15 protein-coding genes and 1 pseudogene are annotated in these 25,613 nt (G+C 70.7%); 6 read left to right on the top strand and 10 right to left on the bottom strand.

Annotated features, from left to right (window positions below):
* The first annotated feature begins 209 nt into the window (after positions 1–209).
* Together ABZ319_RS23775 and ABZ319_RS23780 are read left to right on the top strand one after the other, a co-directional pair.
* Positions 210–2,561: a TRAP transporter fused permease subunit gene (locus tag ABZ319_RS23775; RefSeq protein WP_354988665.1), complete on the top strand. Its 2,352-nt coding sequence runs from the start codon at positions 210–212 to the stop codon at positions 2,559–2,561.
* On the top strand, positions 2,558–3,547 hold the full coding sequence (locus ABZ319_RS23780) for a TAXI family TRAP transporter solute-binding subunit (RefSeq protein WP_354988666.1): 990 nt from the start codon (positions 2,558–2,560) through the stop codon (positions 3,545–3,547). The genes ABZ319_RS23775 and ABZ319_RS23780 overlap by 4 nt, the downstream gene beginning before the upstream one ends.
* A gap of 123 nt (positions 3,548–3,670) precedes the next feature.
* Here ABZ319_RS23780 and ABZ319_RS23785 read toward each other — a convergent pair whose 3' ends face one another.
* The 10 genes and pseudogenes from ABZ319_RS23785 to recC all read right to left on the bottom strand — a co-directional run bounded on the left by ABZ319_RS23785 (position 3,671) and on the right by recC (position 21,601).
* A complete protein-coding gene (locus ABZ319_RS23785; RefSeq protein WP_354988667.1) occupies positions 3,671–4,387 on the bottom strand; it encodes a hypothetical protein in 717 nt (238 codons plus the stop codon).
* Between the two features lie 499 nt (positions 4,388–4,886).
* Positions 4,887–5,876, bottom strand: coding sequence for a formimidoylglutamase (hutG, locus tag ABZ319_RS23790; RefSeq protein WP_354988668.1), 990 nt, complete (start codon positions 5,874–5,876; stop codon positions 4,887–4,889).
* Complete coding sequence (gene hutI, locus ABZ319_RS23795; RefSeq protein WP_354988669.1) at positions 5,873–7,057, bottom strand: imidazolonepropionase; 1,185 nt, start codon at positions 7,055–7,057, stop codon at positions 5,873–5,875. Before hutI ends, hutG begins: the two co-directional genes overlap by 4 nt.
* Positions 7,058–7,070: 13 nt before the next feature.
* Positions 7,071–7,714: pseudogene (locus ABZ319_RS23800) on the bottom strand (cytosine permease).
* A gap of 88 nt (positions 7,715–7,802) precedes the next feature.
* Positions 7,803–9,479 (bottom strand): urocanate hydratase, encoded by a 1,677-nt coding sequence (hutU, locus tag ABZ319_RS23805; RefSeq protein ID WP_354988670.1) that lies wholly within the window; start codon positions 9,477–9,479, stop codon positions 7,803–7,805.
* A gap of 166 nt (positions 9,480–9,645) precedes the next feature.
* On the bottom strand, positions 9,646–11,124 hold the full coding sequence (locus tag ABZ319_RS23810; protein ID WP_354988671.1) for an NAD(P)/FAD-dependent oxidoreductase: 1,479 nt from the start codon (positions 11,122–11,124) through the stop codon (positions 9,646–9,648).
* A gap of 248 nt (positions 11,125–11,372) precedes the next feature.
* Positions 11,373–12,221 carry an alpha/beta hydrolase gene (locus ABZ319_RS23815; RefSeq protein WP_354988672.1) on the bottom strand — a complete coding sequence of 283 codons (849 nt, stop codon included), beginning with the start codon at positions 12,219–12,221 and terminating at the stop codon, positions 11,373–11,375.
* Positions 12,222–12,358: 137 nt separating this feature from the next.
* Positions 12,359–14,245 carry an exodeoxyribonuclease V subunit alpha gene (gene recD, locus ABZ319_RS23820; RefSeq protein ID WP_354988673.1) on the bottom strand — a complete coding sequence of 629 codons (1,887 nt, stop codon included), beginning with the start codon at positions 14,243–14,245 and terminating at the stop codon, positions 12,359–12,361.
* Entirely contained in the window at positions 14,242–18,231 is a 3,990-nt protein-coding gene (locus tag ABZ319_RS23825) for a UvrD-helicase domain-containing protein (RefSeq protein WP_354988674.1), read from the bottom strand. Before ABZ319_RS23825 ends, recD begins: the two co-directional genes overlap by 4 nt.
* Before the next feature lie 31 nt (positions 18,232–18,262).
* The gene (gene recC / locus ABZ319_RS23830) at positions 18,263–21,601 is read right to left on the bottom strand and encodes an exodeoxyribonuclease V subunit gamma (RefSeq protein ID WP_354988675.1); all 3,339 of its coding nucleotides are present in this window, start codon (positions 21,599–21,601) and stop codon (positions 18,263–18,265) included.
* A 180-nt stretch (positions 21,602–21,781) separates the two neighbouring features.
* Here recC and ABZ319_RS23835 point away from each other — a divergent pair, with 180 nt between their 5' ends.
* The 4 genes from ABZ319_RS23835 to ABZ319_RS23850 form a co-directional block, all read left to right on the top strand.
* Entirely contained in the window at positions 21,782–21,988 is a 207-nt protein-coding gene (locus ABZ319_RS23835; protein ID WP_354988676.1) for a hypothetical protein, read from the top strand.
* A gap of 120 nt (positions 21,989–22,108) precedes the next feature.
* Entirely contained in the window at positions 22,109–22,993 is an 885-nt protein-coding gene (locus ABZ319_RS23840; protein WP_354988677.1) for a tat pathway signal sequence, read from the top strand.
* Between the two features lie 247 nt (positions 22,994–23,240).
* On the top strand, positions 23,241–24,683 hold the full coding sequence (locus tag ABZ319_RS23845; protein WP_354988678.1) for an NAD(P)/FAD-dependent oxidoreductase: 1,443 nt from the start codon (positions 23,241–23,243) through the stop codon (positions 24,681–24,683).
* 97 nt (positions 24,684–24,780) lie between these two features.
* Positions 24,781–25,613, top strand: an 833-nt coding sequence (locus tag ABZ319_RS23850; RefSeq protein ID WP_354988679.1) for a hypothetical protein, incomplete at its 3' end; no start/stop codon positions are given.

Here is a 25,613-nt window from a genome sequence, read left to right on the forward strand (position 1 = left end):
GTGGCTCCCCCCGGCCGCAATCGCGCCGGGCGGACCGGACGGGCTCGTACGGCCGCCGCCGATCCGGTCGCCGGCGGACGCGGGTCCACGCGCGCCGAACCCGCAGCGGGACGCGGGTATTCGATGCGGACCGCGTCGATTGCGAAGATCGCACGACACCGAGCCGCAAGCCGCTGCGAAACAGACCGCCCGTTGATATGGTCGCGCCCATGTCGGCCACGCGCGATGCCAGTCCGGAGCTCGCGACGCCGGCCGACCTGGGCGTGGACGATGACGAGCGGCCCGCGCGGGTGCTGTCCGGGCGGTCGGCGGCGTTCGTGTCCGCGTGCGCCCTGGCGATCGCGGTGTTCACGCTGTGGCAGGTGTTCCGGCCGCTGCCGCAGGGCAGTCAGTACTACCTGGTCATCTTTCTGGCGTGCACGCTGCCGCTGGTCTTCCTGAGCTACCGGTCGGGGTGGCGGCTGCGGCCGCTCGATCGCGAAGACGGTCCGGTGCCGCTGGATTGGGCGCTGGCGGCGATCGCGCTGCTGGTGTGCCTGTATCCGGTGCTGCCGGTGCGCATCGGGTCGGGCGGCGGTGGGTACGACGCGTTCCTGGATCGGCAGGGGCTGCTGGATCCGGTCGACGTGGGCATGGGCGCGGTCGTGCTGCTGCTGGTGCTGGAGGCGTGCCGGCGCACCACGGGGTGGGTGCTGCCGGTGGTGTGCGTGCTGTTCCTGGCGTACGGGTATTACGGCGGACTGCTCCCCCAGCACTGGTCCGTGGCACACGCCGGACTGGATTTCGCGCAGATCGTGGACGCGCTCTACAACTCCGCGAGCGGGTTCTACGGCACACCGCTCGACGTGGCGGCGAGCTACATCGTGCTGTTCACCATCTACGGCGCGGTGCTCGAATTCTCGGGTGCGGCGCGGTTTTTCGTCGACCTGTCGGTGGCGGCGTTCCGGCGTTCGAACAGTGCGGCCGGGCGCACGGCGGTGACCTCGGGGTTCCTGCTCGGCACGGTGTCGGGGTCGGGAACCGCGACCGCGGTCAGCACCGCCGCGGTGACGTGGCCGATTCTCAAGCGCGCGGGATACGCGCCGGAGCAGGCGGGCGGCATGCTCGCGGCGGCGGGTGTGGGAGCGATCCTGTCGCCGCCGACGCTGGGGGTGGCGGCGTTCATCGTGGCGGAGTACCTGGAGGTTTCGTACCTGACGGTGCTGGTGTGGGCGACGATTCCGACGATCCTGTACTACCTGGGCATTCTGCTCGCGGTGGAGATCGACGCGCGACGGTTCCACGCCCGCTCGGGGGCCACGCCGCCGCTCGCGGACGCACCGGGGTCGACGTGGAAGCTTCTGGGGCGCTTCGGGTATCACTTCCTGTCGCTGGCTGCGATCATGGGTTTGCTGCTGATCGGAGTCAGCGCTACGCGCGCGGTCGCGTATGCCACCGCGCTCGCGTTCGTGCTTGCGGTCGCGGATCGTGCTGTGCGGCGGCGTGATCCGCGGTCGGATCCGGCCGTTCCGGCGGTGGCGTCAGACCCGGCCGTGACGGGGACGGCCCATCCGGCAGTTTCGGCGGGCCGAGCGGACACGGCGGGACCGAGTACGGCAGCGACGGGCGAGGCGGGCGAATTCCCGGCTTCGGCGGCGGATCCGGGCACCGGTGTCGTGGTCGATGCGGCGGCGCGGTCGGATCCGGCTGAGGTGCCCGATTCGGCGGCCGTACACCACGGGACCCCGGTGGCAGCGCGATATTCGACCGTCCGCGACTTCGTGATCGGTGGGCTGACCGCGCTGTCCCGCGGTATTCGCGCCGCGCTGCCGGTGGTGGCGGTGTGCGCGGCGGCGGGGGTCATCACCTCCATGACGACCAAGACCGGGTTGGGCGCGCAGTTGGCGGCGGTGCTGGTGCGGGCGGCGTCGGCGGTGTCGGACAACGCGACCGTGGTGCTGACCTGCACGGTGCTGCTGGCCGCGGTGGCGCTGGCGCTGCTGGGTCTCGCCATTCCGGTGACCGCGTCGTTCGTGATCGGCTGGGTGATCATCGGCCCGGCGCTGCTCACGCTCGGGGTGTCGCCGCCCGCGACCGCCATGTTCGTCTTCTACTACTCGGTGCTCTCGGAGGTCACCCCGCCGACGGCGCTGGCGGCGGTGGGCGCGGCAGCGGTGACCGGCGGGCGGACCATGCCGACCATGTGGCAGACGCTGCGTTATGCGCTGCCCGCGTTCCTGGTGCCGTTGGTGTTCGTGCTCACCGGATCCGGGGAGCGGCTGCTCGGGCGCGGGCCGATCCTGGAGATCGTCGCGACCGGGCTGATGGTCGCGGTCGGGGTGGCGGCGCTGGCCATGGCGACGGGCGGCTGGATCTTCGGCGCGGGCGCGGCGGGCACACCCGCCCGGGTGCTGGCGGCCGCGGCCGGCATCGTGCTGCTGTATCCGACCCTGATCAGTCTCGGTATCGGGCTCGCGCTGCTCGCGGCGGCCTGGCTGCTCACCCGTTTGACCCGGCCGGACCGGGAATCCACTCCGGCGGAGGCAGTTCCGCCGCAGGCAGAAGTCGAGGGAAATCCATGACCAGGTTCGGAACGATCGCCGTGGCGGCGGTGCTGGCGGCGGCCGCGCTCACCGGATGCGGTGGGCGCCAGGACGCCCCGCAGGCCGACACCGGCGGGGCGGTGACCTGCGAGGTGGGTCGGGAGGCCCGCGTCGGCATTGCCACCGGCAACGCGACCGGGGTGTACTTCGCGCTCGGAAACGCTTACGCGCAACAGATTTCCGAGGCGACCGGCGGCAAGGTCAAGGCCACCGCCGCCGAGACCGGTGCCTCGGTGCAGAACATCCAGCAGCTGGTGTCGGGCAACTACCAGGTCGCGTTCTCCCTCGCCGACAGCGCCGCGGACGCGGTGCTGGGGACCGGTGGTTTCACCGACAAGCAACCGGTGCGGGCTCTTTCGCGCATCTACACCAACTACACCCAGGTGATAGTGCGGGCCGACGCGGGCATCAACTCGGTGGCAGACATGCGCGGCAAACGCGTCTCGACCGGTTCCCCGAAGTCCGGCACCGAGGTGATCGCCCAGCGCCTGCTGACCGCCGCCGGCCTGAACCCCGACTCCGACGTCTCGGCCCAGCGCCTGGACCTGGCCAAAACCGTGGACGGCCTGAAAGACGGCTCGGTGGACGCGATGTTCTGGTCCGGCGGCCTCCCCACCCCCGGCATCACCGACCTGTTCACCACCGCGAAGGACAAGGTCCGCTTCCTCGACATAGCCGACCTCCTCGACAAGATGCGCACCGTGAACCCGGTCTACGAGGCAGGCACGATCCCCGCGGCGACCTACGCCCTCCCCACCGACGTGAAAACGATAGTGGTCCCCAACCTCCTGCTGGTCCGCGCCGACCTCGACGCGAACCTGGCCTGCGCCCTGACGAACATCCTGTTCGACCGCAAACCCCAACTGGAACAGGCCAACCCGGCCGCCAAGGGCATAGACCGGGCCACGGCCCGCAACACCGCGCCGGTGGAACTTCATCGCGGCGCGGACCACGCACTGAGGTAACCCAGCCTTCGGTGCCGCGCCTTGGCACGACCGCCCGGGATCGAAACGATCAGTGACACAGGGCGTGCGGTGACGTCCGCGTGGATCCAGTGGGTGAATGGCTCGGTTCGGCCGGGACGGGTCTCACCAGTCGTCCTGGTAGCTCATCTGCACGACGACCATGCCGCTCTCCTTGATGGACACCCAGGCGCAGGCGACGTAGCGATCCAGCATGCGGCCCTGCGAGCGGCACGCGCCCTGCCAGAGGACGCGGGTGCCGCGGGCTAACGACGTGGCGGGGGCGAAGGTCCAGCCGGCCGTGGTTTCGAGGTGGCGGCGAATGTCTTCGGCGGTCCGGTCGGGGTTGCTGTTCGCACCGTCGATGACGAAGTTACGGTCGCAGCTGCTCGCGGAGCTGCGGGCGGTGCAGCCCAGGTCGACGGTCTCGCGGACGGACAGGCCCGCCGGCAACGGCCCGAGCGCGTCCTCGCCCGGCACCCAGGACATGCGCCCGAACATGCCGACGACCGTCGCCGAGGTCAGCAGGATCAGTCCGCACAGCACGCAGTATCCGGCGTTGAGCAGCCACCCGAGCGCCATCCGCCCGTGCGCGGACCGTGGCGGCGGCGAAGCCCGGAAGATATCCACGACGGGCCCGATCACCGCCACGAACATGATGACCCCGGTCAGCACCGCCAGCGAGGTGAGCTGGTACTCCCGCCCCACCCACCCCTGCCACATGACGAGCTGCCCACCCGCCAGCAGCCCCAGCACCCCCAGCCCGGTGATCCGCCCGCGCCAGGTCCGCGCGATCAACGCCCAGCTCACCAGCGGGGCCAGCCACAGAATCACGTACAGCACCTTGCCGACGGTAGTCGACGGTTCGCAATCGCGTGAAAGTCGCTGTACCACAGTAATTTATCGACCCGGCGCGTTCCGTTCCCCATGCCACCGGCGGGCTGAAACGACCGATCGACAGGGGTGTTCGAATGTCGGGGCTCGCGGGTCCACCGTCCCGGCGACGACGCGAGCCCACTGATCCATCCCCCGTCGCGATGGCTACGCTCGCACCGGCGGGAGCCAAATTTCGTGTGGGCGGCCGGAATCCACACTCACCCGGTGCCGGTTGATCCGCCCGGGCGGTACGCCTTCCGCCGTTGCGGGAACCGACGACGCATAACGACTGGCCCATCCCCTCGGCACCATGGCTGCGCTCGCCCGGCAGAGAGTGGAATCCTGTGCGGGGGCTGGAAGCCGCACTCGGCCGGTACCGGTTGACCCCTCTGGGCGGTACGGGTCTCGTCGTTGCGGGCCCGCCGAGGCGAAACGGTCCTTATCGGCGACCGGCGAGTGGGCCAGCTCAGGTCGTGGGCGCTACGTGCCGGGTCACCACGGTGTGGATCAGGCGGGCGGCGGTGCGGGCGGTGCGGTTGTCGATGTCCAGGGTCGGGTTCAGTTCGGCCACGTCGAGGGCTATCAGTTTCCCGGTTGTGGTTATGCGGGCGCAGACGTGGTGGATCGTTTCCAGGGGGACGCCGTAGGCGGCGGGGGCGCTGACGCCGGGGGTCACGGACGCGGGGAGGACGTCGAGGTCGATCGTCAGGTGGATCAGGTCTACCGCCGATACGAAGGCGTCGAGGAAAGTGTCTATCTTCGTCAGATTTGCTGGGGTGCAGTTCTCGTCGAGGAGGTGGTGGACGTCGTGGGTGGCGGCGGCGGCGAACAGGGCGGGCGTGTTGCTGGGCTCGCTGATGCCGAGGACGGCGTAGCGGAGCGGGGTGCCTGCCGCCCGTTCGGCCTCCAGGGCCTGGCGGAACGGGGTGCCCGAGCTGGGGACCGGATCGGCGCGCAGGTCGAAGTGGGCGTCCAGGTTCAGGATTCCCAGGCGGGGGCGGGTGCGGCGGGGGCGGGAGGCTGCCACGCCGAGGTAGGTGCCGTAGGCCACCTCGTGACCGCCGCCGAGGACCACCGGCAACCGGGCGGAGTCGATGGCGGCGGTGACCGCGCGGGCCAGGCGCCGCTGGCCCGCCTCCAGGTCGCCGTCGGTGACGGCCACGGTTCCGGCGTCCTCGATCGGCAGGGGCGCGGCCAGGGCCATCGAGGCCAGGGCCGCCCGCAGGGCGTCGGGGCCCGCGGCTGCGCCGACGCGTCCCAGGTTGCGGCGGACGCCTTCGTCGCTCGCGAAACCGATGAGCACACAGCCGGTTTCGGACGCCGACGCATCGTACGGGCGGACCGCGCCGTGCCAGCGCAGGTGCTCGGGACCGTCCCCGTCGATCCGCCCGGTCCAGGGTGCGGGCGGAACGTCCACGACGATCTCCGCGCCGCCGCTGCCATCCGTGGCCGTCATCGCTGTCCTCCCGAGATGATGAGTGTGCCGTCCTTGAAGACCTCGCGGACCAGTGCGACGCCGGGCCGGTAGGCCAGGTGCAGATACGAGGGCGCGTCCAGAGCGATGGCATCGGCGCGGCTGCCGATCGACAGCGTCCCGATATCGCCGCGCCGCAACGCTTTCGCGCCACCCGCGGTGGCCGCCCACACCGCTTCCTCCGGGGTCATGTGCATCTCCCGCACCGCCAGGGCGATGCAGAACGGCAGGCTGGTGGTGTAGCAGGTGCCGGGGTTGCAGTCCGCGCCGAGCGCGACGGTCACACCCGCGTCCAGCAGCGCCCGCGCGCCGGGATAGTCGTTGCGGGTGCAGAAATCCGCGCCGGGCAGCAGCGTCGCCACCGTCGAACCGCTCGCCAGCGCATCGATATCCGCGGCCGAGACGTAGGTGACGTGATCGACCGACGCCGCGCCCGACTCCACGGCCAGCCGCACACCCGGACCCTGCCCGAGCTGATTGCCGTGCACCCGGGGCACGAGCCCGTGCGCCACACCGGCGTTCAGCACCACCCGCGACTGATCCTCGTCGAACGCCCCGCGCTCGCAGAACACATCGATCCATTTCGCGTAGGGCGCACAGGCTTCCACCATCTCCGCGCACACCATGGCCACGTAGTCATCGGCTCGCCCCGCGTATTCCGGCGGCGGCACGTGCGCCGCGAGCAGCGTCACCTCGTCGGTGACCCGGCTCGCGATCCGCACCCCGCGCAGCTCGTCGCGGGTGGTCTGCCCGTACCCGGTCTTGATCTCCACGGTCGTGCTGCCCGAGCGCAGCGCCTCGTTGAGCAGCCGGCGCGCATTGGCTTCCAGCGCATCGTCACTCGCCGCCCGCGTCGCCTCGATCGTGGTGCGGATCCCGCCCGCGGTGTACGGCGTCCCGGTCATACGGGCCGAGAACTCCCGCGCGCGATCGCCCGCGAACACCAGGTGCGAATGGCTTTCCACGAAGCCCGGCAGCAGCGCCCGCCCGCCCAGGTCCGCGCCGTGATCCCCGGCGGGCGCGCGGGCGCTGTCCCCCACCCAGCTCACCCGCCCGTCCTCGAAGGCGACGGCGGCGTCGTGCCGCACCCCCAGTGGCCCGGCCCCCAGGCTCGGATCGTTGGTGACCAGGGTGCCGATGTTGCTGATGACGAACGCGCTCACGATCGAATTCCCTTCAGACCTCGGCCATGTCGGTGCCCGGCGGATAGATCATCCGCTCCGGCGGGTTGGCGATGCGCTGGGCGAGCAGGTAGTACAGACCGGCCGTGACGACCCGGCCCACGATCCACGAGATGTCCGCGCCGCCGAGTCACCCGGTGACCGGACCGGTATAGAGCTTGGTCGCCGGAAACGGAATCTGCACCGCGACACCGAGGGCGTAGCAGCTCAGTGCGGTCACATTCCAGGCCCCGCACCGTCCTGCGGCGTCGTAGAGCGCCGGAATGTCGATGCGCTCCTTGGAGATCAGGTAGTAGTCGATCAGGTTGGTCGCGCTCCACGACGTGGGCCCCATGAGCCGCGCCAGCACGAAGTTGACCGTCAGCTTGCCGATCACGATCACCGGGTACATCGCGGTGGCAACCAGCGCCGGTCCGGCGAGATCGCCGATGAACCCGACCTGGTCCTTCATGAACGATCCCCCGGCCACCGCCGCGATGAGCGCGCCGAACGTCATGGACCACTCCGAGCCGAGCACCCTACCGGCGAAGGTGGACCTGAAGGTGGCGCGACCGCGGTGATCCGCATGTTCGCCCCGAACCACAGCGTGAACTGGCTGCGCGGGCTGCCGTGCCGTTCGGAGTCGGGGACGACGTCGATGGTGTGGCGTTCGGGGGTGAGTACTACGTCGGCGGGACCGTCGTCGCGCGTCGTGGCCTCGGCCTTCCTGCTCTGCGACCGGGGTGGATCAGTTGTTCTCGGACATGGGGATTCGGACACCGCGGGTGCGGGCGGTGTCGATGGCGTGTTCGTAGCCGGCGTCGGCGTGCCGGATGACGCCCATGCCCGGATCGTTGGTGAGCACCGCCTCGATCTTGCGGGCGGCCAGGTCGGTGCCGTCCGCGACGACGACCTGCCCGGCGTGCAGGGACCGGCCCATGCCGACGCCGCCGCCGTGGTGCAGCGACACCCACGACGCGCCGGACGCGGTGTTGAGCAGGGCGTTCAGCAGCGGCCAGTCGGCGATCGCATCGGATCCGTCACGCATGGACTCGGTTTCGCGGTAGGGCGAGGCCACCGACCCCGAATCCAGGTGGTCGCGGCCGATGGCCACGGGCGCGGACAGCTCTCCACCGGCGACCATCTCGTTGAATTTCAGTCCGGCCCGGTGCCGTTCGCCGTAACCGAGCCAGCAGATGCGCGCGGGCAGACCCTCGAACGAAACCTTCTCCCCCGCCAGGGTGATCCAGCGGCGCAGATGTTCGTTGTCCGGGAACAGTTCGAGGATGGCGCGATCGGTGGCGGCGATGTCGGCCGGGTCGCCCGAGAGCGCGGCCCAGCGGAACGGGCCCAGGCCCTCCTCGAAGAGCGGGCGGATGTAGGCGGGCACGAAACCGGGGAAGTCGAAGGCGCGGTCGTAGCCGCCCTTGCGGGCCTCGTCGCGAATGGAATTGCCGTAGTCGAACACCTCGACGCCGCGATCGAGGAATCCGACCATGGCGCGCACGTGGGCGGCCATCGACAACTGCGCCTGTTCGGTGAACCAGGCGGGATCCTTCTCCGCGACGGTCTTCATGTCGGCGAAGTCGACGCCGATCGGCAGGTACGACAGCGGGTCGTGGGCGGAGGTCTGGTCGGTGACGATGTCCACGGGCGCTTCCCGCTCCAGCAGCGCCGGAAAGACCTCGGCCGCATTGCCTTCCACGCCGATGGACAGCGGCCGGCGGGCATCGCGCGCCGCGATCGCCAATTCCAGTGCGTGGTCCAGGTCGTCGGCTTTGACGTCCAGGTAGCGGTGCGCGATGCGGCGGTCGATGCGGGTGACGTCACAGTCCACGCAGATGGCCACGCCCTCGTTCATGGTGACCGCGAGCGGCTGCGCGCCGCCCATGCCGCCCAGACCCGCGGTGAGGGTGATGGTTCCGGCCAGGGTGCCGCCGAATCGCTTGCGCGCGACGGCCCCGAAGGTCTCGTAGGTGCCCTGCAGGATGCCCTGGGTACCGATGTAGATCCAGGATCCGGCCGTCATCTGCCCGTACATGGTGAGCCCGAGTTCTTCCAGCCGGCGGAACTCCTCCCAGTTCGCCCAGTCGCCGACCAGATTCGAATTGGCGATCAGCACGCGCGGGGCCCATTCGCTGGTGCGGAACACCCCGACCGGCTTGCCGGACTGCACCAGCATGGTCTCGTCGCTCTTCAGGGTCTTCAGCGTGGCGACCATGGCGTCGAACGCCGCCCAGCTGCGCGCCGCGCGGCCGGTGCCGCCGTAGACGACCAGGCTATCCGGATGTTCGGCGACCTCGGGATCGAGGTTGTTCATGAGCATGCGCAGCGCGCCCTCCTGCTGCCAGCCCAGGGTTGTCAGCTCGGGGCCGCGGGGAGCGCGCACGGGACGGGGCTCGTGTCCGGGGGAAGAGATGTCCATGGTGTTCCTCGGTCTCGTCGGGCGCACATCCGGCCGTGTGACTCCGTTCAGCCGGACCTGCGGGAGTCCATCCGGGTTCGCGCAACCGGCGCGAGCGTGTTCGGGCGCTGAGGCCGTGCGCCCGGATCGGGCACGGCCCGCCTGACAGGCCGGCGCGGCGCCGAAGTCAGTGGGCCGAAGGCACTTTCGCGGGCGCACGGTCGAAGCGCAGGGCCGGGTCCGCGACGCGGCCGTACCGGAGTTTGGGAATGTCGCGCAGGTAGTTCATGGTGAGCTTCCAGGGCGCGCGGTCACCCTGCTTGGGCAGGGTATCCAGGACGCGGCGAACGTAGCCGGGTTCGAAATCCATGAAGGGCGCGGTGCCGACCGCCGGATCCCGAACCGGGGTGGCCGCGGCGTAGCCGTTGGCGTCCATATGGCGCAGCAGGCGAACCACGTGCTCGCACACCAGGTCCGCCTTGAGCGTCCAGGAGGCGTTGGTGTAGCCGATGATGAACGCGAAATTGGGGACATCGGAGAGCATCATGGCCTTGTAGGCCATCGCGTCGGGCAGGTGCACCGGCCGGCCGTCCACGACCATCTCGACGCCGCCGAAGACGACGAGGTTCAGGCCCGTCGCGGTGATGATGACGTCGGCGTCGAGATGACGGCCCGAGCGCAGGTCGATACCGGACTCGGTGAAGGTGTCGATGTGGTCGGTGACCATCTCCAGTTCGCCGCGCCGGATCGCGCGGAACAGGTCGCCGTTGGGCACCAGGCACAGGCGCTGATCCCACGGGTTGTAGGCGGGATTGAAGTGGGTGTCGATGTCGTATCCGGCCGGGAGCCAGCGGGTTTGCAGGCCGTGGATCCAGGCGCGCACGCGCGCGGGATAGCGCTGGGACGCCTGGTACATGACCGTGCTGAAGACCACGTTCTTGGCACGGGCCAGCGCGTAGGCGGCCCTAGCCGGCAGTACGCGGCGCACCCGGTCGGCGAACGCGTCGCGCGCGGGCATGGACAGGATGTACGAGGGCGAGCGCTGCAGCATGGTGACCCGCGCGCCCTGTGCGGTGAGCGCCGGGCCGAGGGTGACCGCGGTGGCCCCGGAGCCGATGACGACCACCCGCTTACCCGCCACATCGAGCTGCTCGGGCCAGTGCTGCGGGTGCACGATGGGGCCCGCGAACCTGTCCCGGCCCGCGAATTCCGGCGTGTACCCCCGGTCGTAGCGGTAGTAGCCCGAGCAGCTGAACAGGAAGCCGGCGGTGATGACCACGGATTCGCCGTCGTGGTCGGCGGTCACGGTCCAGCGATTGCCGGCGCTGGACCATTCGGCGCGCACCACCCGGTGCCGGTAGCGAATATGCCTGTCGATGCCGCCCTCGGCGGCGGTGTCGCGCACGTAGTTCAGGATCGAGTCACCGTCGGCGATGGCCTTGTCCCCCAGCCACGGCCTGAACCGGTAGCCGAGGGTGAACATGTCCGAATCCGAGCGAATCCCGGGGTACCGGAACAGATCCCAGGTTCCGCCGATCGCCTCGCGCATCTCCAGAATGGCATAGGTCCGGCCCGGGAAGGCCGTCTGCAGGTGGTGCGCCGCACCCACCCCGGACAATCCTGCCCCGACAATCAGCACATCGACGTGCTCGGGCGTGGTGCTCATCGATCTACCCTTCGATTCGCATGTATCCGGCGCTCGTCGTCAACCGAACCCGGCCGGCGGACACCGGCGTATCCGACCCCAGGGTATCCACCCGCGCCGAGGGGATGGCTCGAAGCGCCGATCAGGTACGCAGTCGCAATGCGCCGATGATGGATGAAATTTTCGGGCGGCCGATGCGGCGGGTGGCGGACAGGACAGCGTGGCGCATGCCCACGGTTCCGTTCCGGCCCGCCGCGCGGTTCACCGATTCACTTGCGCGAGAAGAATTCCCCGACGACACCGGCCACGCGTTCGGGATCGCCCTTGTCCATGCCGAAGTGGTCGACTCCCGCGATGGTATGGCGTTCGCAGTGCGGCAGGGTGGACGCGAGTAGCTCGTGGTTGGGGTCGATGAATACGTGACGGTCCTTGTCACCGTCGAGCAGCAGGGTGGCGGCGGTGATCTCGGCGTAGTTCGAATAGGTGTCGTCGAGCCGCACGATCTCCCGGTGTTCGCGCAGATTCTGCTCGAGCTGGCTGAACACCATCTCCTTCTCGGGAGCCTTCATGAACACCGTCATCATGCTGCGGAACATCCAGCGCGGCATCTTGCGCACGAGATCCGGGCCCAGGGCGCGGACGAATTCGACGAACGCGTCGAAGGGTTTGTCCTCGGCGAGGTATTTCTCGTAGGCCGGCATCCACTCCGTGGGCAGGGAACCGGCGATGGAGACGCCGGGTTCGTAGAGCGCCAGTTTCGTGAATCCGGAATTGCCGCGCGCGGATTCCAGGGCGACCAGACCGCCGTAACTGTGGCCGACCAACAGGGCCGCGCCCGTCTTGGCCTGTAGCGCTTCGACATCCGCGCGATCTTCGGCGATCGTGTAGTGCTCGCTCTGCGAGCCGCTGCCGCCACGTCCACGTCGTTGGATGGTGTGCACGGTGAAGCCGGTGCTCAAAGCGCCGGCGAAACGGGCGAATCCGGCAGCTACCGATAGCGCGCCGGGAACCACGATCACCGCGGGACCGTCACCGACGGTCAGGTATTCGATCTGTGTGCCGTCCGCGGAAATGACGGTATCGGAACTCTGCTCGATTTCCGATTCGGTATCACCCATCTGAAACCTTCCGACCAGTGGCGCGGTGTCGAATTACGCGCGCGACAACGGTATTTCGGAGCACACGCTACGCCTGCGGCGCAGGCCCGCAAAGCATTCGCGAACCTCGCACCCGCGCGTCCGGTGTGTCGGCGAATTCAGGCCCGCAGACCGCTGGCGCGCAGCACACGCCGGCCGATTGCCGCGCGGATCGACTCCTCGGTGCCCAGCACCCGCACGTGCCGCCGCGCACGGGTGATGGCCGTGTACAGCAACTCCCGGGTCAGCAGCGTCGACTCCGGGCCCGGCAGCACCACCGAGACGTTGTCGTACTGGCTGCCCTGGCTGCGGTGGATCGTCATGGCGTACACCGTGGTGACGCCCGGGAACTGGGTGGGATGCACCAGGTACGGTTCGGTGCCGCGCTGCAGCGCGGCGCGCAGGGTGCCGTCGGGCGCGCGCACGATGACGCCGGTGTCGCCGTTGTAGATCCGCGCCTCGTGATCGTTGGCGGTCACCAGCAGCGGCTGACCCGGATACCAGTGGCCGGGACCGGGATCGGAGCTGATGCCCGCCGCCGCCACCCAGCTCGCGGCCAGGCGGTCCCAGCGCTCCACGCCGAAGGGCCCCTGCCGGTGCGCGCAGAGCAGGCGATGCGATTCCAGCGCGGTCAGGGCCGCGGTGGCGTCGCCGGTGAGCGCGGCGTCGGTGGCGGACTGCGCCGCGCGCAGCACATCGGCGCGCACCTGTGCGATGTCGTCGGGGGTGTGGAGCGAGAGTTCGGCGCCGCCGGACGCCAGCAGTTCCATGGCGGTGTCGGCGTCGCCCGCGCGCACGGCGACCGCGAGCTCGGCGATCCGCCCGCCGAAGCGGCGGCCCCGGGTCAGGCGCACGATGCCGCCGCGCAGGCGTTCGCGTTCGCGCCCGGACAGGGCGTCCGGATGTGCCGCGGTGGCGCGCAGATCCGCGCCCAGGATCTGTTCCAGGGCCGGATTCGCCTGTCCGGCAATCGGTCCGGCCACCAGGTCGGCGAGCACGGCGCCCGCGTCGACCGAGGCGAGCTGATCCGGGTCGCCGACCAGGACCAGGCGGGCGTCCGGGCGCACCGCCGGGAGCAGGCGGCTCATCATGGTCAGCGACACCATGGAGGTCTCGTCGACCACGATCACGTCGTACGGCAGCCGATTGAACTCGTTGTGCTTGAAGCGCCCCGCCCCGCCGCGCTGCCAGCCCAGCAGCCGGTGCAGGGTGGCGGCGGTGAGCTCGGGCAGCCCGATGTCACCGGCCTGCTCGCGCACCGATTCCTGCAGGCGCGCAGCGGCTTTGCCGGTGGGAGCGGCCAGGGCGATGCGCAGCGCGGGCGCGCCCGGGATCGCCTCCTGGTGGGCGACCAGCAGGGCCAGCACCCGGGCGATGGTGTGGGTCTTGCCGGTGCCCGGCCCGCCCGCGACGACGGTGGTCCACTGCGTGGTCGCCAGCGCGGCGGCCAGGCGCTGGCGGTCCGGGGGCTCGCCGGGTCCGCCCTGTTCCGGGAACAGCCGATCCAGTTCGCGCCGAATCAATCCCGCGTCCACCATGGGCTGGGTGGTGGAGCGTTCGGTCAGCACCTGCCGGATCGTCTCCTCCTGCCGGTAGTACCGGTCCAGGTACAGCAGCGGACCCGCGTCCGAGCCGCCCGCCGGGTCGATGAGCCGCAGCGGGCGCAACGGCCCGGCCGCGCTCCCGCACACCAGCGGGCTCACCCGCAGCGCCGCGATGACCTGCTCGACGTCCGGCCACGGCAGCGTGGCCGGGTCGATCGCGGATTCCTCGGTACCCTCGGCGTCCACGCCGATCTCGTGCATGCGCCGCACCTCGAGGCACACCGATCCCGACCGCACGGCGCGCACCGCGAGTGCGGTCGCGAACAGCACGGCCTCCGAGCTCTCCCGCGCGAGTCGCGTGAGCCGCAGCGCCACGTGCACGTCCGCGGCGTTGAGCACACCGGCGGCGTTGAACACCTGCAGCAGCCCTGTCCCCCGCTGCGCCAGCTGAATCGCGGTCACCGCGCCACCTCCGTTGCGTTCACGTCGCCCGCGAGGAGGGCGGACAGATCCACCACCAGGGCAGCCGGGGGTTTCCAGTCGAAAACGCCTGCGCCGCCGGGGGTGTGGGGGCCGATCATGCCGCGAACGAACAGATAGCGGATGCCGCCGAGGTGGGTGGCGGGGTCGTAGGCGGGCAGCCGCCAGCGCAGGTAGCGGTGCAGGGCAACCGAGTACAGGATCGCCTGCAGGGGGTAGTGCGAGCGCATCATCTCCGCAGCCATGCGCTCGTGGGTGTAGTGCGCGACGGTCAGGTCGCCGGCGCCCAGGCGGTTGGTCTTGTAGTCGACCACCACGAAAGCCGGTCCGGGGACGCGCAATACGGCATCGATGCTGCCGGTGAGGTAGCCGCGCAGCGGGGCGTCGTCCAGGTGGGCGAGCTGATCGGCGTAGGGGGCGAACACGTCGCCCGCGGGCAGGTGGCGGCGCAGCAGATCGGCGATGGCCGGGACCGTGACACGGCCCGCGACGGGCTGGTCGCCGCCTGCCAGGGGCAACTCGAAATCCAGTTCGCTGAGCCGATCCCGGGCCGAGATGCTCGCCAGGGTGCCGACGCCGATGGGGGTGTGCATGACCGCGAGCAGGGCCCGCGCGAGCACCTCGGGATCGGCGTCGAACATCTGCTCGGCCACCGCCTGCGCACAGCGCGTGTGCATTTCGGCGGCCAGGTCGGCGGCGTCGGTGTCGACGTACTCCAGGATCTCGTGCACCAGCGTGCCGAACTCCGCGCCGTAGGGCAGCGTGTTCATGAGCGAGGGCGCGGCCGCGGCGAAGAGCTCGGCGTCGTCGAGAAGCACGCTCGGGGTAACGGGTTCGTCCGCGACGCCACCGCCGTCGGGGGTGTCCCCGGCCGGCATCGCGTCGTGCGCCCCGGCGGTGAGCGCGGAGTAGGACGTGCGCCGCCAGTCCTGGTCCAGGGTGCGATCGAAGCGCGCGACGTCCAGGTGCTCGGGGGCGACGCCGGCGTCGGTGCGGCGCAGGCGTTCACGCTGGAAGACCGACACCGGTTCGATCGCGATCACGCCCGGCTCGGCGCCGGCCGCCCATTCCCGGATGCGGTCGAGCACCACCGAATCCGCGGGAACGCCGACCTTGTCGGCCACGGCGGGGCTGCCCGGTTCGCGGCCCAGGATCATGCGGTGCAGCGGCGCGGTCTGGGTGTCGAACGCGGGCGCCCACCAGGCCACCACCTGTGCCCCCGCGCGGGTGAGCGCCACGTACAGCAGGCGCAGCTCCTCCGCGGCTTCCTCACTCTCGGCGCGCAGGCGGCGCGTGCCGTAGCCGGGGGCGTCCGGGCCGCCGACGTCCAGGACGCGACGGCCCCGCTCGTCGTGGAAGAGCATGGTCGGGGGGTTGCGGAGTTTGGCCGCGTCCCAGGCGAAAGGCAGGTACACGACCGGGAATTCGAGGCCCTTGCTGGCGTGCACGGTGGCGATCTGCACGGCCGCGGCGTCGCGGTCCAGGCGGCGGCTGCGGTCGGCCACGCTGCCCGAATGCGGGTCCCGGACGCGGTCGGCGAGCCAGCGGGTGAGCGCGCTCAGGCCCAAACCCTCACGCAGGGCGGCCTCGTCGAGCAGCTGGGCGATCTGGCGCAGATCGGTCAGCTGCCGTTCGCCGCCTTCGAGAGCCAGCAGGCGCGGCGCGAGGCGGGTGTGCGCGCTCATCTTCTCGAAGACGGCGGCGAAGCCGGTGCGGCCGAACAGGCGGGCAGCGTCGCGCAGTTCCGCGCCGAGGCGGCCGACGAGATCCGCACCGCCGGAATCGATCTCCTGCGCGCTCACCCCGAGCAGCGCGGTGCCCGCGGCCAGGCGCACCCGATCGGCGCGGTGCGGCTGTTCCAGCGCGTGCAGCAGCCACAGCCATTCGGTGGCGGCGGGTGTGCCGAAAACGCTCGCGCCACCGGCGAGTACGGCGGCGACACCGGCGAGTTCGAGTTCCTTGCGGATCAGGTCCAGTTGATTGCGGTTGCGCACCAGGACCGCGATATCGCCGGGTCCGAGTGGCCTTTCGCAGGGGGTGCCCGCGTTGATCAGGGCGCCCGACTCCAGCAGGCGCACGATATCGGCGGCGACGTCGATGGCCACCCGCTCGCGCTGGCGGCCGACGGTCGGGTAACCCGAGCGGTTCAGCGGGCCCGCGCCGGTGCGGGGCAGACAGCGCAGCCGGAAGGGGGTGACCGCTTCGGGAGCGCCGGACAGGCGGGTGAAGGCGCGGGTGGCCGCGACCTTGTGGACGGTGATCTCCTTGTGCCCCAGGGCCGCTCCGCCGTGCAGGTGTTCCAGGGCGGCCAGCAGCCCGGCGTCGCTGCGCCAGTTGGTGGTCAGCTCGCGCTTGGCGTCGGCGTGCACGACCGCGTCCAGGTAGCTGAGCACCTCCGCGCCGCGGAAGGCGTAGATGGCCTGTTTCGGGTCGCCGACCAGCACCAGGGTGGTGTGCCCGTGGAAGGCGCGGCGCAGGATGTCCCACTGCAGCGGGTCGGTGTCCTGGAACTCGTCGACCAGGGCCACCTCGAAGCGGTCGCGAATGCGGCGGCAGGCGCGCTCCCCGTGCTCGGGATCGGCGAGCACGTCGTGCAGCAGGGTGAGCAGGTCGTCGAAGTCGCGCAGGCCCGAAAGCCGTTTGCGCCGCGCGGTTTCGGCGCGAGCCGCGGCCGCGAACGCGACCCGCTCCCCCGCCGGGTCATCCTCGCCCTCGGCCTCGGGCACCAGCGTCGCGGCCCGGTCCCCGACGGCCGCGGCGGCCAGGCGCTGGGCGTCGGCCGGGCCGAACGGGGCGTCCCCGCGCGCGTACCTGCCCAGGTACAGATCGTCCGCGACGGTGGACACCACGTCCTCGATGCTCTCCACCAGCCGCACGCCCGGATCGAGTTCGCCGGCGAAGCCGAGCTCGTCCAGCATGCGCTGGCAGAAGCTGTGCGTGGTGGCGATGGTCCCGGCGTCGAAATCCGACAGCGCCGCCAGCAGCCGTTCCCGGCGCGCGTTCACCTCACCCGGATTCGCCTGTGCCAGATGCCGGATCAGCTCGTCGTCCTGGGCCTGGGCCCGCTCCGGCTCGGCCAGCGCCGCGGCGACCGCCACGAACCGGTCGCGGGTGCGCTCGCGCAGTTCCTGGGTGGCCGCCCGGCTGAAGGTCACCAGCAGCAGTCGCGAGATGTCCACGCCCGCCTCGGCCACGAACCGCACCGCCAGTCCGACGATGGCGTAGGTCTTGCCCGTCCCCGCACTGGCCTCGAGCACCGTCGTCCCGACCGGCAGCGGCCCCGTCAACGCGAATCCGTCCCCCGAATCCCCGCCACCCGCAACACCGTCCGCACCCCCGAGACCACTCGCACCCACCGGGCCCACCCTCTCCTCGTCCCCCCACAACCCTTCGCCCTGCACCACACCCGATCCGCTATCACCCGAATCCGCCTCACCCGCAGCGTATTCCGCCCCCGAATCCCCACCCCCACCGGCTGCCGCATCACCGAAGAGGCCAGGAGCGGTCCCGCCGGACCCGGGTCCCGGCTCCGGCTCGCTCCCCGCGCCGCGCCCGCCTCCCACATCGCCGAAGAGCGAGTCCGAGGTCGGCACGAAGCCGGCCCCACCGGAAGGCTGTACGTCATCGAAGAGCCCCGGCTCCCCAGCACCCGCGACATCCCGGGCAGCAGGCGAGTCCAAAGTCGGCAGGGGCCCGGTCGGGTCGGCGAGCCGTGCGTCGGCGGAGCGCCCGGGATCCGGGTCGTCCGCGGGATGCCGCCCGGTAATGGCGGAGCGGTCGCCGGACTGTTCCGCGGCGGGGGCGGGGTCCGGCGCAGCGCCGGTCGCAGCGTCACCCGGGACGCTGAAGAGGTCCGGGGCGTCGGGATTTTCCGAGGTCCGCCGGGGCGGGGGTGCGGGGTCGCGGCGGGCGCGCGGGGCCGGGGGGATGGCGGGGGCGTCGGCGAGCGAGAACAGGTCGTCGGTCATCCGCGCCTTTCCGGGGTCGTCGGGTGGGTCGTCACGGCTGGCCCTGGTGCTCGTTGGTGAGCAGGGGGTTCCACAGGCGGCGGGCGAGTTCGCCGAAGCGGGTCGGTTCGGATTGCGCGGACGGCGGGTCCTGGGTCAGGGTTTCGGCGAGCTGGTGGAAGCGGGGGGCCGGGCCCAGGATGTAGCGCAGGTAGCGGTCGGTGTGTTCGCCGTAGCGGCCGGGACCGTCCTTGCCGCCGTCGAATTCGTGTTCGGCGGCCAGCAGGGCGTCCTCGGGGGTGGAGCCCGCCAGGCGGCGTTCGGCGTAGACGGACGAGGCCGCGGGGGCTATGGGCAGCGGCTCGGCAAGGCCGCGGTCGCGCAGGTCGGCCAGGTCGCGCAGCAGCGCGCGGGCGGTCGGCGCGTTCGGCGAGACCAGGGTGGATTGCCAGGTGGGGCGCTGCATCTTGCCGCGCCCGATGGTGATGGCCCGCCAGCTCTGATGGTCGCCGGTCGCGGCCAGCGCCAGCAGCCGAACCCACGCGGCCATCCGGTGTTTGGGCGCGACCCGGGAGAACGTGGTGCGCAGTACCGCGTCGTCGTGCACCTCCGGCACGGTACCGCTGAGGCGGCGGCCGTCGCCCAGATCCACCGCGATGTCGATCGTCCGGCCCGGGATCTCGTGCAGCGGCTGGGCGACGCGCACCAGCCGGTCCACCGTGCCCTCCACCTCGTCCAGCACGGCCGCGCCGAGCGCGAACGGCGGCAGGGTGCCGCGCCGCCACTCCGCGGCCCGCAGCGCGTTGGGATCGACCCCGGTGAGCCGGGAGGTCAGCATGCGCTCGCCGATGCTCCACTTGGTGAGCCCGTCGAGTTCGATGGGCAGCCGGTCGGCGATCTCCTCGGCGTCCTCGGGCACCCGAATCCCCAAGCGCTGCCATAGGAAAGCGCGCATCGGGTGTTCGACGAAAGCCACCAGATCGGCGAGCTCCACATCCGCGCGCTCACCCCCGGGCAGCGGCGCGGGCAGGAACAGCGGGCGCGGCCCGGGCGGCCGCTGGGCCGCCTGCGCACCCGCCAGCGCGACGGTGTCGAAGCTGAAGGGCTTCCCCGCCTCGAAATTGCGACGGTCGAAGGGCTGCAGCGGATGCCGGGTGACGACCCGCCCCAACGCCTGCGCTCCGACGTGCGCGCGCACCGTGTCGAGCAGTTCGGCCAGTGGAATCGCGGGCGGTCGATGCGCGCCGGACACCGGATCGGATCCGGTGTGCAGCAACACCAGTCGCTCACCCGCGGCCATGATGGCGTCCAGCAGCAGCTGCCGATCCTCGCTGCGCGGATCACGGTCGCCCGGGCGGCGATGGCGGGCCAGCACGTCGTCGCCGTCCACCCCGCCCGCGCGCGGGAACACCTCGTCGTCGAGCCCGAGCAGCACCACGACCCGGTGCGGCACCGACCGCATGGGCACCATGGTGCACACCGTCAGCTCACCGGTCCGGAAGTTCGCGCGCGAGGGCCGCCCGGCCAGCCGCGCGTCCAGCAGCGCCGCGATGTCGGTGAGCCGCAGCGGAATCCGCCCCGCGTGCTCGGTGGCCGCGGCCAGTTCGCGGCGCGCCTGCACGCCCATCCAGCCCTGCGCCGGCGGCACCTCGGTCAGCAGGTCCAGTGCGCGGCCCAGCACTTGCGCCCAATCGGCCGCGGGCCGCGCCGTTCCGGCGGGCTCGGCGAGCGTCGGCCCGCGCAGATCGCGCAGGCAGACCGCGAGCCGGTCCACGAACTCGGCGAAGCGCCCGGCCAGGTCGATGTCGTTGCTGTCCACGTCGTCCAGCGGCAGCACCAATTCCAGCCAGTCCTCGCTGGATTCGCCCGCGGCCACACCCAGCAGGATCCGATCCACCGCGGCGTTGAGCGTGTTCTGCGCGAAGTCACCGAGCCCGAACGCCTGCCGCTGGCGCTGCCCGATCCCCCAGCGCGCGCCGGTCTCGGCGGCCCAGTCCCGCAGCCGCTCGATATCGTCGTCGTCGAAGCCGCAGCGCAACCGAACCGGTTCGGAGGCAGCCAGATCCAGCGCCTCGGTGACGGTGACGCGACCGTCCGCCAGCTCGAGCAGAATCCCGATCACGTCCAGCAGCGGATTCACCGCGCGCTGCGCCCGATCGGCCAGGCGCACCCGCAACCCGTGCGCCGGATGCCCGTTCTCACCGCCCTCGAGGGACCACTGCCCGAACGCCGCGCGCACCAGCGGCGCGTAGCTCTCCACATCCGGGCACATGACGATGACATCGCGCGGTTCGAGGGTGGCATCGGCCGCGAACAACCCCAGCAGGCTGTCCCGCAGGACCTCCACCTGGCGGGCCGGACCGTGGCACGAGTGCACGGTGATGCTGCCGTCGGCCAAGCTCGGATCGGGCAGCAGCGACCAGCGGTCCTGCCGGATGGCGGCCTGCAACTCGATGAGCAGGCTGCGCGCGCCCGCCGGCTCCGGGCGCGGATGGTAGGTGTCGATGTGGTCGTAGCCCGCCAGCCGCTCCTGCAGCTCCCGCACGTCGCGGCCGAGCGCGGCCAGCAGCGGATGTCGCACCCGCACACTGGAATTGGGGATCACCTCGGCGTCGGCGAGCTTGGTCCACAGCGCCGGGCTCGGGTGCACCAGCCACAGGTGCACCTGCCGCCCGATCGAGAGCGCGGACAGCACCTCCCACTGGTCGGTGCTCAGGCGCGTCACCCCGAACAGCGAGATCCGCTCCGGCAGCGACACCGCCGACGGGTCCGATCGCAGTCGCGCGCACGCCGCCTCGAGCCGCTCGGCCGGACTCGGCGCGCCGACCGCCGCGCGCAGCCGCCACCACAGCTCGGGCTGCCAGCGCAGATCCTCCGGCAGCCGCCCGCCCGCGCCGTCGGTGTCGGCCCCGCTCGCCCATTCGGCGATCATGGCGGGCCGCTGCTGGGCATAGCCCGCGAACAGCGCCGCGATCCGGGCCGCGGTGGCGTAGCGCCGCCCGACCCGGTAACCGGCCGGGTCGTTGTGCCCGAGATGCCGGGCGAGCACCGCGCCCCACGGCTGTTCCAGCACGTCGTCGAGCACCGGCAGCAGGGTCCACACCACCCGCTCGGCCGCCCACGGGTCCTCATCCGGCGCGTACCCGGTGGCCTCGGCCAGCACCGCCGCGACCAGCCCCGCCGGGTCGGCGAAATCGATATTGGCCGATACTCCATCGGCGAGCGCCCCGCTGCCGAGCACCGCGGACAGGCGCTGATTGAGCCAGCGCTCGATGCCTTTGGCAGGCACCGCCACCACCTCGGGGGTGAAGGGGTCGCCCAGCGGTTCGGCGAGCAGCTCGGCCAGCGCGTCGGCGAGCGTGTCCGCACGCTCGGCCCGATGAATGTGCACGAGCTGTGTTTATACAGTCAGCGATCCGCATGCAATCACCGGGCACCCCGGCTCGGCGGGTGACACCCGCCACATGCCGAAGATTAGCTAGGGCGCGTCACCCGGGATATCGAGTGTGGTATGCGACAGTGCATTTCGGGGGAGGAAAGAAAATCGGTGAAGGAAAGGCTGGTTCGAGGCATGTCAGCGTCGGTGATTCCCATGGTGCCCAGGCGCGGGTTCACGGTCCGCCGGGTCGGAGACCGCTGGGAACTCGTGCACTCGCGGTATTACGGCCGCGGCGTAGTACTGGCGGCTTGGCCGCGGGATCGGCACACCGAGGCGTTCGAACACTGCTACCGGCTCAACGGGCGCAGCATCGAGGAACTGACCGCGGCCTTCCGCTGACGGCATCGACGCGCCGGAGGGGGATGCGAATCCCGGTGTGACAGTGGAATTTCGCTATCACACACATTGCTTTCGCTCAAGACGTGCGCCAACCGCATTGTGATGTCTATTGTTCCCCACGTGCGTTCCCCCATGGCCCGGCGCTCCCGCGTGGCCGCCTCCGCTTGCGTCCTCGCCGCTGCCGCTTTCATTCCCGCAGCACCGGTATTCGTCTCTTCCGCCGGTGCGCTGCCGGTACTGGCGCAGGGTTGCCTGCCCGGTTTCGACTGCGATCTCAGCACCAGAATCACCGCGGTCGACAACTATCTGCGCACTCGCCCCGGCACCACCGGATATGTGGTGCGCGACAGAGTCACCGGCGGCATCTACCGTAATGACAACGCGGACAGGATGTTCTGGACCGCGTCCACCATCAAGCTGGCCATCGCGGAAGATCTGATCAATCGCGCGCGGGTCGGGGCCATCAACCTCGATCCCGGTGATCGCGCACTGCTCGAATCGATGCTCGCCACGTCCAATGACAATGCCGCGGACATTCTCTGGAACAAGTACGCGGGCCTGGACCGGATGGCGTTCCAGAACGCCTTCCGCGCCAATGGCATGAGCAATCTCGTGCCGCTGCCGCCGGTCACCACCGTCGAGCAGACGAAGCTGTTCCCGGACTGGGGTTTCCAGCAGTGCAGCCCGTCCGATCTGGACGCGCTCATGGACAATGTGCTGACCCGTATGCACCCGGACGACCGCGCCTATCTGGTCGATCGCATGCGCCGGGTGGACACCAATCAGCACTGGGGCGTGTGGGGCGCGGGCGCGGCGATGCAGCCGGGCCTGAAGAACGGCTGGTCACAGGAGAACGGCGGGTGGGTCGTGAACTCGGTCGGCTTCGCCGGACCGGGTGAGCGCTACACCCTGGCCATCATGAGCGAGCAGGGCCCGGCCGGCAGCTACACCGACGGCTCGGAGACCACCACGCGCGTCGCGAAGATGCTGTTCGCCGGTCGCTGACCGGTATCGGAGGACCTCGCGATCCCGGCTCCGGCCGGGGTCGCGGCCACCGGTCCCGCACACCGGGAAACCCGACCGGCCACGATGACCACGAGATTGCCCCTGAACGACCGCCCATATTGTATTTTCGACAGAGCTGTCGTGGCGCGGATTCCGATTGGTCCTGATTGGTCGTCGCACCTCACGCCGTACTACCGTTGGGCGTGAAGTGTCGTAGTTTCACCGTCTGGCGAGGAGCAGGGACTAGATGAGCACCGATAATTCCGTCGAACAGCGCCATCGCGTGGTGGTGATCGGGTCCGGGTTCGGTGGCCTTTTCGCCTGCCAGCATCTACGCAAGGCCGACGTGGACGTCACCCTGATCTCCAAGACCTCCACGCACCTGTTCCAGCCGCTGCTCTACCAGGTCGCCACCGGCATCCTGTCCGTCGGTGAGATCGCCCCCGCCACCCGCATCGTGCTGCGCAAACAGCGCAACGTGCGGGTCATCATGGGCGAGGTCAACGACATCGATCTCGACAGCGGCAACGTCACCTCGCGACTGCTCAACCAGGACACCGTCACCCCGTTCGACAGCCTGATCGTGGCCACCGGCGCGCAGCAGTCCTACTTCGGCAACGATCAGTTCGCCACCTACGCCCCGGGCATGAAGACGATCGACGACGCCCTCGAACTGCGCGCGCGAATCCTGGGCTCCTTCGAAGAGGCCGAACTGGCCAAGGACGAGGAGACCCGCGAGCGCTTCATGAACTTCGTGGTGGTCGGCGGCGGCCCCACCGGCGTCGAATTGGCCGGGCAGATCGCCGAACTCGCCGATCGCACCCTGGACGGCACCTTCCGCAACATCGACACCCGCGACGCGCGCGTCATCCTGGTCGAGGGCGCGGACGCCGTGCTCAAGCCCATGGGCCCCAAGCTCGGCGGCAAGGCGCACCAGCGGCTCGAGAAGATGGGCGTGGAGATCCAGCTCAACGCCATGGTCACCAACGTCGACGCGCGCGGTGTGACCGTGAAGGACAAGGACGGCACCCGCCGCATCGAATCCGCGTGCAAGGTGTGGTCGGCCGGCGTGCAGGCCAGCGAGCTCGGCAAGATGCTCGCCGAGCGCTCCAAGGGCACCGAGACCGACCGGGCCGGGCGCGTGATCGTCGAGCAGGACCTGACCATCAAGGGCTACCCGAACGTCTTCGTCATCGGCGACCTCATGTCGGTGCCGAACGTGCCGGGCCAGGCGCAGGGCGCGATCCAGGGCGGCACCTACGCGGCCAAGGCCATCAAGTCCGGCATCAAGGGTGAGACGCCCGAACAGCGCAAGCCGTTCAAGTACTTCGACAAGGGCTCGATGGCCACGGTGTCGCGGTTCTACGCCGTGTGCCAGGTGGGCAAGCTCGAGTTCAGCGGGTTCATCGCCTGGCTGGCGTGGCTCGCACTGCACCTGTGGTACCTGGTCGGGTTCCGCAGCCGGTTCGTCACGGTCTTCGAATGGTTCGTCTCGTTCCTGGGCCGGCACCGCGGGCAGATGGCCGCGACCGAGCAGTGGGTGTTCGCCCGGCTCGCACTCGAGGCGCTGGACGACCCCGAAGAGGCGCTCGAGCTGCACAAGCAAATCGGCGGCGAATCACCGACGGAGAATGGCAAATCCGTAGCGAACACCAAGACCGGTCCGTCCGGAGAACAGCGCGCGGGGTAATCCCCTAACCTCGACCGGGGGGATCCCCTGACCAATCCGGCCCATATGCCGGATCCGAATGTCGGTCATCAATTGACATTCGGCAGAAAGGTCATCCATGGGCAAACGCCAACCGGTTGATCAGATTTCGTCGCGCCGGCGGCGTATCGGTTCCCTCGCCATCGCGGGCGCGCTCCCGCTGGTCGCCGCACTCGGTTCCGCCGGAACCGCAGCGGCCGAGCCGATTCCAACCGAAGAAACCCAGCCCGCCGCCACCGAGCCGCAAACCGACCTGCTCGACACCCCGTTCGGGCAGTTCGCGGTACCGGCGGAACTGCGCGGTCTGCTCGCGGCGCCGCCGGCCGCCGAGACCGCGCCCGTCGCGCTCGAGGTCGAGCCCGCCGCCGAGCCCGAACCGGTCGTCGGCGCGGCCGAGCCCGCCGTCGCCGCGATCGCCCCGGTCGTCTACGTCGGCCGCGACTCCGCCACCGGGGTCCGCCAGATCCCGAACGCCCCGCTCGCCGCGGTGAACCCGGACGCGCTGCGCATGCCCGATCCGGCCGCCGTCCGGGCCGTCGCGCCGATCGCCGCACCGGAGGGCAAGCTGCGCTTCGGCGACACCCAGGTCGACATCCCGGCGTGGCTCACCCCGGAGCAGGCCGCGCAGATCAACGGCATCTCCGCGCGGGCCGAGGCCGACCTGGCCGCGAACCTCGACTCGGCGGGCTTCGAGGCCAGCCGCTCGGATCGCATCGCGGCCCAGACCATCGGCAACGCCGCCGTCGGCGCGGTCGTGGGCGTCGGTGTGGCCGCACCGGTCGAGATCGCCGCGGCGGCCATGGGCGGCCTCGTCGGCGCGCTGGCCGGCACCCCGTTCGCACCCTTCGGCTGGTTCTTCGGCCCGACCATCGGGGCCAGTGCGGCCGTCGCGCTGGTCGCGGTGCCCGCGGC

The sequence above is a fragment of the Nocardia sp. NPDC005978 genome (assembly GCF_040614455.1).
Lineage (GTDB): Bacteria > Actinomycetota > Actinomycetes > Mycobacteriales > Mycobacteriaceae > Nocardia.

Coding starts and splice junctions, on each gene's coding strand:
- ABZ319_RS23775 (WP_354988665.1), top strand. CDS start 210: ATGTCGGCCACGCGCGATGCCAGTCCGGAGCTCGCGACGCCGGCCGAC.
- ABZ319_RS23780 (WP_354988666.1), top strand. CDS start 2,558: ATGACCAGGTTCGGAACGATCGCCGTGGCGGCGGTGCTGGCGGCGGCC.
- hutG (WP_354988668.1), bottom strand. CDS start 5,876: ATGACGGCCACGGATGGCAGCGGCGGCGCGGAGATCGTCGTGGACGTT.
- hutU (WP_354988670.1), bottom strand. CDS start 9,479: ATGGACATCTCTTCCCCCGGACACGAGCCCCGTCCCGTGCGCGCTCCC.
- ABZ319_RS23810 (WP_354988671.1), bottom strand. CDS start 11,124: ATGAGCACCACGCCCGAGCACGTCGATGTGCTGATTGTCGGGGCAGGA.
- ABZ319_RS23815 (WP_354988672.1), bottom strand. CDS start 12,221: ATGGGTGATACCGAATCGGAAATCGAGCAGAGTTCCGATACCGTCATT.
- ABZ319_RS23825 (WP_354988674.1), bottom strand. CDS start 18,231: ATGACCGACGACCTGTTCTCGCTCGCCGACGCCCCCGCCATCCCCCCG.
- ABZ319_RS23835 (WP_354988676.1), top strand. CDS start 21,782: ATGTCAGCGTCGGTGATTCCCATGGTGCCCAGGCGCGGGTTCACGGTC.
- ABZ319_RS23845 (WP_354988678.1), top strand. CDS start 23,241: ATGAGCACCGATAATTCCGTCGAACAGCGCCATCGCGTGGTGGTGATC.